The organism is Dyadobacter sp. LHD-138, assembly GCF_030929615.1.
Classification (GTDB): domain Bacteria; phylum Bacteroidota; class Bacteroidia; order Cytophagales; family Spirosomataceae; genus Dyadobacter.
Genome location: NZ_JAVFVU010000088.1, coordinates 1 through 3,571, shown reverse-complemented (window position 1 = coordinate 3,571; position 3,571 = coordinate 1). Strand labels below are relative to the sequence as shown.

Annotated in this window: 4 protein-coding genes; 2 read left to right on the top strand and 2 right to left on the bottom strand. The window is 38.7% G+C overall.

Annotated features, from left to right (window positions below):
- Nucleotides 1–179: 179 nt before the first annotated feature.
- Together RB622_RS29905 and RB622_RS29900 are read right to left on the bottom strand one after the other, a co-directional pair.
- The gene (locus RB622_RS29905; RefSeq protein WP_308050513.1) at nucleotides 180–1,043 is read right to left on the bottom strand and encodes an IS3 family transposase; all 864 of its coding nucleotides are present in this window, start codon (nucleotides 1,041–1,043) and stop codon (nucleotides 180–182) included.
- Nucleotides 1,043–1,372 (bottom strand): transposase, encoded by a 330-nt coding sequence (locus RB622_RS29900; protein WP_308050511.1) that lies wholly within the window; start codon nucleotides 1,370–1,372, stop codon nucleotides 1,043–1,045. The genes RB622_RS29905 and RB622_RS29900 overlap by 1 nt, the downstream gene beginning before the upstream one ends.
- Nucleotides 1,373–1,441: 69 nt before the next feature.
- On the opposite strand from RB622_RS29900, the gene RB622_RS29895 reads away from it, so the two are divergent.
- On the top strand, nucleotides 1,442–2,155 hold the full coding sequence (locus RB622_RS29895) for a hypothetical protein (protein ID WP_308050510.1): 714 nt from the start codon (nucleotides 1,442–1,444) through the stop codon (nucleotides 2,153–2,155).
- Nucleotides 2,145–2,969 carry a hypothetical protein gene (locus RB622_RS29890; RefSeq protein WP_308050509.1) on the top strand — a complete coding sequence of 275 codons (825 nt, stop codon included), beginning with the start codon at nucleotides 2,145–2,147 and terminating at the stop codon, nucleotides 2,967–2,969. The genes RB622_RS29895 and RB622_RS29890 overlap by 11 nt, the downstream gene beginning before the upstream one ends.
- The last annotated feature ends 602 nt before the right edge of the window (nucleotides 2,970–3,571 follow it).

The following is a 3,571-nucleotide window of genomic DNA, read 5'->3' as shown; positions in this document are numbered from 1 at the left end:
CAGACGCAGAACGTCAGAAATGGCATAAATAGGTACACATTCAAAGGACAGGAAAAGCAAGTTGGATCTGATTATGTACAGTTTAAATGGAGATTACATGATCCGCTTACCGGTCGATTGACGTGGTTCCGTTTTGGTTTACACTTTTGCGGGTTAGTTAATTTTTAAAATCTCATTTCTCATCCGGTTTGTCTGTAATGTTCGGTTTCAAAGGCAACTGGATTTAGATAGTTCAAAGACGAATGTAACCTCCTGGTATTATAATATCCGTCAATGTATTCAAAAAGTACACTTTTTAATTTTTCTAAACTCTCGTATCCACCTTTCGGCATATTGAGCTCAGCCTTTAATCTGCTCCAAAACGATTCGGCCCATGCATTATCATACGGATCGTCAGCGCGGGACATGCTTTGTTTCAACTTGAAGGTCTTGATTAATTTCTTCATTTTGTGCGACAGATATTGGCCACCGCGATCAGAATGAACAATCATCCCTGGCCTTACCTGGCGCTTTAAAAGTGCTCTTTCCAACGGTTCCCTGACGAGACTTTCCTGCATATTTTCACCTAACTGCCAGCTTACAATCTGACGCGAGAATAAATCCATCCAGACGCACAAGTATGCCCATTTACCACCTTTTAAAGGAATGTAAGTAATATCGGAAACCCACACACAATTAGGTTTACTTGGCTTAGGCTGACCCAGTAAAAGATTCGGAGATACTCGTTTCCCATGCCCGCTATCTGTCGTCCTTGGAATAAATTTCCGCGGTTGAATAGCTCGCAATCCTTCTTTTCGCATGATTTCAGCAACTTTCCTGCGACCGATTTTTATTCCCTTCTGTTTTAAAGATTCCTTAATGCGCCTGCTGCCGTATCGCTTCAAATTTTGGATAAATTCGATCCTTACCTCATGCTTAGGTCGATTGTATTTTTTATCTGCGTTATGGCTTTTTCCACGCCGGTAGCGATAATAAGCTGTCCTACTCACTTCGAAAAGTGTACATAAATAATTGACTTTGTGTGCCCGAGAAAATGAGTATATTAACTCATAGACGTCCCTGAGTCGGACTGGCTCAAAAGACCTAAGGCTTTTTTTAGGATTTCGCGATCAGTTTTTAAACGCTCATTTTCAGCACGTAGCCTAGCAACTTCAGCGGCCAGCTTTGCTGACTTATCGTTGCTATTTTGTCCAATATTCGATTTTGTCTTTTTTGTTGCCATTCTTTTCCAACGATAAAGAAGATTCTCGGCAATTCCAAATGCCTCCGAGATATCTTTTGCACTTCTGCCAGAAGCCAGCATTCTGATCACTTCTTGCTTGAAATCAGCATCGTAGCTCCTACGAGCCTTAACTGGTTTTTTGTCTTTCATTTTGCATCAAGATGTGCAAAAATGTGTGCCGACTTTTGGAACCACCTCAGATTCTTATCAGTTGATCCGTTGAGTGAAAAGTTCCAAAATAATGGCACCTACGCGTTCTCTGAAAATAAAGTTACAATTCACATAGAACTTGAAGGCTTAGAATCGGTGCCAGTGAACCCTGCGGGTGTTGTTTTTGGAAAAGCCCAAAATGCCTGGAATGGGGTTGTGCAAAGGATAAATGGCATTACAAGTTCGGCCAATGCTTATTTGAATTCAACGGCGAAAACGGTTTCAGACGGCCTGTCACCTGTTGATGGAATAGCTTTTACTTCATCAAGTGGACAGGGACAAGAGAGTAGACGTTCAAGTTACCCTACCAGGGGGACGGTCAACATCGATGATATTTTAGGAGCCGCTGGTATAACTACTGCCGATCCTTCAAAGGCTCGAATTGGTGGAGACACGGCTTTGGGTAAGATCATTAGTGTGATGGAAATGATGAAGGAAGCTTTGGGATTTGGGCAATCGGCTGGAGACGCGGTGGAGGCGTTGAAACCCGATGCAAAAAAAGATTCAGGCGAATCAGCTCAAAAAACAGATGATAAATCGAATGCAAAGTTTTCATCGGAAACATGGAATCAGGCTCGCGATGAAAGTAATTATAAAACAAAAGGATGGACATCAGCTGGTAGCAGCGTTAATAAAGACAGTTCCAAAGGGGTTGTTGATTACTATAATGGAACTCAACTTATTAAAACAGACACGTTAAAACCGAAGAATAATGACAACTAAAACTAGCCTATTGATACTTATTCTTTTAATTGTAATTGGATGTTCCGAAAAGAATAAATCAGAATTTAGTTATTACCCAAATGGGCAACTAGAATCAGAAACAAGGCACTTAAATGATTCAGCTAGTATTTTCTTAGCGTATTATAAAAACGGTATTTTAAGAGATTCTATGCCACTAATTAATGGCTATTTGTCTGGGCGTGGAAAGAATTACTTTAATAATGGTAAACTAGAAAAAGACTGTTATTGGCTAAATGGATTACCAAATGGTGCCTATACTACTTATTATCAAAGTGGAAATTTGATGAATACTGTGAATTATGAAGATAGTATTAAGGTAGGTAATGCCTATGAATATTATGATTTTCCCCAAAAGAAAATTCAATACTTTGGTAATTATGCCAAGGTAAAAGGGAAATCATGGGTAAATTACCAGACCTGGTATGATACTCTAGGCAATATAAAAAAAACTACGGCGAGTATTCGTTCTATTCATGGATCTAAGATTGTTTCGCTACAAGACTCTTTGAAAGTAACATTTGATATAGAACATCTGGAGTATCCTTTGTTAAGAGTCTTTATTAGTGACTATGACGAAGATTATAATCTCCCAGATAAGCCTGTTACCAAAGTTTATAACGGTATTGAAAATACCATAGTTGCTTATATTACGCCAACTAGGGTAGGTAAACAAACTGCAAGGGGATACATTCAAAATTATAAAGTAATAGAGAAATTTAGGGATGGTACATATAAAACCGAAGGGAAAAATATTTATTGGAGTTATGATTATGAAGTAAAGGGCAAGCAATAAGTCATTGAAGGATTAGTTTTCGACTTTTATTAATCTTCAAAAAGTTATCTCCCCATGCCTGAGCGTTAAAGCTCAGGCTTTTTTCAATGCCTTGCTTGATTAAAGTGCTATACGGGAATAATGCAACGTCTGATAAAAAGGGAAACATAATTCTTGGAATGAAGTCCTAGCGAATGCAGTTAGGTATTTACAAGGAACTGAAACCAATACAACTACGGAGTGAAAAAAACAATACAATGTTCTACGTATATAGTGGTGTAATCCCAATCGCGATTATTGCTTCATTATTCTGGATATTTAGGCCTCTCAATTTTCAGAGCGCAACTCGTGCGTTGACAATTACTATTGCACCTTTGATCGCATACATATGGCTTATTTATTTTCTTGAAATAAGGAATTACATAGATGCAGGATGGGTTTACTGGACTTTGATATTTTTTTTCATCCCTTATCTAGTGATGATCTTAATATTGAATGGAATAGTGGATATTCCGGAGCATGTTGACCCCCTAAAAGCCGGAATGTTTTGGAATGTTAAAGTAGCCTGATTCGCTGGAATCGCCTGCCATTCTGGCACATGTTGACCCCCTTAAAAGTTGAGA

What these genes read in the sequence shown, in the direction of transcription:
- RB622_RS29900 (WP_308050511.1), bottom strand. Translation starts at nt 1,372, where the DNA reads ATGAAAGACAAAAAACCAGTTAAGGCTCGTAGGAGCTACGATGCTGAT.
- RB622_RS29890 (WP_308050509.1), top strand. Translation starts at nt 2,145, where the DNA reads ATGACAACTAAAACTAGCCTATTGATACTTATTCTTTTAATTGTAATT.